Source organism: Pseudomonas sp. UF-293 (genome assembly GCF_058245595.1).
The window spans coordinates 1-4,271 of sequence record NZ_JBSICA010000060.1; the positions used below are offsets into that span (position 1 = coordinate 1).

Consider the following 4,271-nt stretch of genomic DNA (forward strand, 5'->3'; position numbering starts at 1 on the left):
ACCGCGCTTGGCACCAGGTTCTCGAAGTTGCCGCCGGTCGCACCCTCGATGGTCACTTCGACTTTACCGGCATCTTTATAGACGTCGTCTTTCGGTGCGTCGACGGTCACGGTGCCGGTGGTTTTACCCGCGTCGATAGTGATCGTGGCGCCATTCGACAGGGTCACAGTCATCGGTGTGCCGGCCGGGTTGGTCAGGGTTGCGGTGTAGGTGATCTGACCACCTTCGGCGACCGAATCGCTGGCGGTCAGGTTCAGGTTGGTGGTGTCGGTAGTGTCCGATACCACGGTGTCGGCGGACTTGCCGTCGACCACGAGTTTTTCGTAGTTGCCGCCCGTGGCGCCATCGATGGTCACGCTCAGCGAGCTGCCACCCGCCAAGGGGCTGTTCGGCGCGACGTAGTTGACGCTGCCGGTGGTTTCGCCAACGGCGATGGTGATGGTCTGGCCGTTGGACAGGCTGACGATGACCGGAGAGCCGGTCACTGGCGCGCCCACGGTCGCGGTGTAGACCACGGTTTCGCCTTCAGCAACGTTCGCGGTGGCGCTCAGCGACACGGTGGAGGTGTCGATGGTGTCGTTGACCGCAGTCACCGCTGGCGCTGTGCTGGTAACGAGTTTTTCGAAGTTGCCGCCGGTCGCGCTCTGGATAGTTGCTTCAACGCTGCCGGCGTCTTTATAGACGTCGTCTTTTGGTGCATCGACGGTCACGGTGCCGGTGGTTTTGCCGGCCTCGATGAGGATAGTCGCACCGTTCGACAGGGTCACGGTGACCGGTGTGCCAGCGGCGTTGCTCAAAGTCGCGGTGTAGGTGATCTGGCCGCCTTCGTTCACCGCATCGGTCGCGCTGAGCGACAGGTTGGTGGTGTCGACGGTGTCGGTCACGGTGGTGCTGACCGGGGTCTGGTCAGCGATGAGATTTTCGAAGTTGCCGCCGCTGACGTTGGTGATCGAGTTGGTCAGCGGCGCGTGGCCGGCGAGTGCGTCGTTCGGCGCGGTGGTGCTCACGCTGCCGCTGGTCTTGCCGACTTCGATGGTGATGTTCTGACCGTTGGCCAGGGTTACGACCACAGGCGAACCGGTGACCGGTGCGCCAACGGTGGCGGTGTAGGTGACGGTGCCACCTTCGGCTGCGGTTTCGGTGGCGGTCAGTTTGACAGTCGAGGTGTCGACGGTGTCGGTGACATCGGTGACCGCTGGCGTGGTGCTCGGCACCAGGTTTTCAAAGTTGCCGCCGGTGGCGTCCTTGATCGTGACTTCAACTTTTCCGGCGTCTTTGTAGACGTCATCGGCAGGTGCCGGAACGGTGACGGTGCCGGTGGTTTTGCCGGCCTCGATGGTGATCACTGCGCCGTTGCTCAGATTCACGGTCACCGGCGTGCCGGCCGGGTTACTCAGGGTCGCGGTGTAGACAATCGAACTGCCCTCGGCCACAGAGCCGGTCGCGGACAGCGACAAGCTGGTGGTGTCGGCGACGTCAGTCACCGAGGTCACCGCCGGGGTCTGGTCGGCTACGAGGTTTTCGTAATTGCCACCGCTGGCACCGTCGATTTTCACGCTCAGGGTGTTGCCGCCGGCCTGTGCATCGTTCGGTGCGATGAAGTTCACGCTGGCGCTGCTGGCGCCAACCGGAATGGTGATGGTCTGGCCGTTGGACAGGGTCACCACCACTGGCGAACCGGTGACCGGTGCGGTCACGGACGCGGTGTAGACAACCACGCCGCCTTCAACCGCACTGGCGCTGGCGGTCAGCGCAACGGTGCTGTTGTCGATGGTGTCGGTGACATCAGTTACCGCAGGAGTCTTGTCGATAACCAGATTTTCAAAGTTGCCGCCGCTGGTTTTGGTGATGCTCGCATCGACCTTGCCGGCGTCCTTGTAGACGTCATCGCCAGGCGCGGCGACGGTCGCAGTGCCAGTGCTCGCACCCTTGGCAATGTTGATTACCGCGCCGTTGCTCAGGGTCACGCTCATGGCCGTGCCGGCCGGATTGCTCAGGGTCGCCGTGTAGACGATCGAGCCGCCTTCGGCAACGCTGCCGGTTGCGCTCAGGCTGATGTTGGTGGTGTCGACGGCGTCGGTGACTTTGGTCACCACAGCCGAACGATCGGCATCGACGCGCTCGAAATTACCGCCGCTGTGGCTGGCGATCGCCGTCCGCACGTTGCTGCCATCGATGTACGGCGTATTGGCGGGCGCCGGGAAATTCACCGAACCGCTGGTGGCACCGGCCGCGATGTTGATCACCGCGCCGTTGGCCAGGGTCACGGTCATCGCAGTGCCGGCCGGGTTGCTCAGGGTCGCGGTGTAGGTGATCTGGCCACCTTCGCTGACGGTATCGCTGGCAGTCAGGGTCAGTGCGGTTGTGTCGACGGTGTCGTTGACCGTGGTGCTGACCGGGGTCTTGCTGACGTCGAGTTTCTCGAAGTTGCCACCGCTGGCATCGGTCATGGTTACGGTGAGCTTGCTGACGTCTTTGTAAACGTCATCGCTCGGTGCGGCAATCGTCACCGAACCGCTGGTCTTGCCGGCTTCGATGGTGATGGTCTGGCCATTGCTCAGGTTGACGGTTACCGGCGTTTGCGCGGCGTTGGTCAACGTTGCGGTGTAAGTGATCGAAGAGCCTTCGAGCACATAGCTTTCTGCGCTGAGGGTCAGGTGCGTGGTGTTGACCGTGTCGGCAACATTGGTCACCGCAGGCGTAGTGCTCGGCACCAGATTTTCGAAGTTGCCACCGGTGGCGTCCTTGATCGTCACTTCGACTTTGCCGGCGTCTTTGTAGACGTCATCGGCAGGTGCCGGAACGGTCACGGTGCCGGTGGTCTTGCCGGCTTCAATGGTGATGACCGAGCCGTTGCTCAGATTTACGGTGACCGGCGTACCGGCAGGATTGCTCAGCGTCGCGGTGTAGGTGATCTGACCACCTTCGTTGACGTTGCCAGTGGCAGTCAGCGCGACGCTGGTGGTGTCGACGGTGTCGGTCACGGTGGTGCTGACCGGGGTCTTGTCGGCGACCAGATTTTCGTAGTTGCCGCCGCTGACGTTGGTGATCGAATTGGTCAGCGGTGCGTGACCGATCTGCACGTCATTCGATACCGGGGCGGTGACGCTGCCGGTGGTCTGGCCGACGGCGATGGTGATGTTCTGGCCGTTGGCCAGGGTCACGACAACGGGCGTGCCGGTGACTGGCGCGCCGACAGTGGCGGTGTAAGTCACGGTACCGCCTTCGGCCACTGAAGTATCAGCAGTCAGTTTGACGGTCGAAGTGTCGATGGTATCGGTGACTTGAGTGACCGCTGGCGTGGTGCTCGGAACGAGGTTCTCGAAATTGCCACCGGTAGCGCTGGTGATCGTTGCCTGGACGGAACCGGCGTCTTTGTAAACGTCATCGGACGGGGCCGCAACGGTTGCAGTGCCGCTGGTTTCGCCAGCCTTGATGGTGATCACGGCGCCGTTCGACAAGGTAACGGTTACTGGCGAGCCAGCGGCGTTGGTCAAAGTCGCGGTGTAAACAATCGAACCACCTTCAGTCACAGAGCCGGTCGCACTCAGCGACAGGTTAGTGGTGTCGGTAACGTCGGTGACTGAAGTCGAAACTGGAGTGTTGTCCGCCACCAGATTTTCGTAGTTGCCACCGCTTACGCCAGTGATCGAGTTGGTCAGCGGAGCGTTGCCGGTCAAGGCATCGTTCGGTGCGGTGTAGGTGACTGAGCCAGTGGTCTGGCCGACGGCGATGGTGATGTTCTGACCGTTCGCCAGAGTCACGACAACCGGCGAGCCGGTAACCGGAGCGCCAACCGTGGCGGTGTAAGTCACGGTGCCGCCTTCAGCGACGGAGGTATCGGCGGTCAGCTTGACGGTCGAGGTGTCGATGGTGTCGGTGACTGTCGTCACGGCTGGAGCAGTGCTCGGAACGAGATTCTCGAAGTTGCCACCGGTAGCGCTGGTAATCGTTGCCTGCACGGAACCGGCATCTTTATAGACGTCATCGGACGGTGCAGCAACGGTTGCGGTGCCGGTGGTTTCGCCAGCCTTGATGGTGATCACCGCGCCGTTCGACAAGGTCACGGTCACTGGCGAGCCAGCTGCGTTTGTCAGCGTCGCGGTGTAAGTGATCTGGCCGCCTTCGGCCACGGAACCGCTGGCGCTGAGGCTCAGTCCGGTGTCATCGACCGAGTCGGTGATGGTGGTCACTGCTGGCGTAGCGTTCGGCACCAGATTTTCGAAGTTGCCACCGGTAGCGCCAGTGATCGTGGTGCTGACGGTGCTGCC

At 62.2% G+C, this 4,271-nt stretch carries 1 protein-coding gene; it reads right to left on the bottom strand.

The window, feature by feature from the left end; all coding sequences use genetic code 11:
• Positions 1-4,271, bottom strand: a 4,271-nt coding sequence (locus AC4IHP_RS27750) for a beta strand repeat-containing protein (protein WP_490833279.1), incomplete at both ends; no start/stop codon positions are given.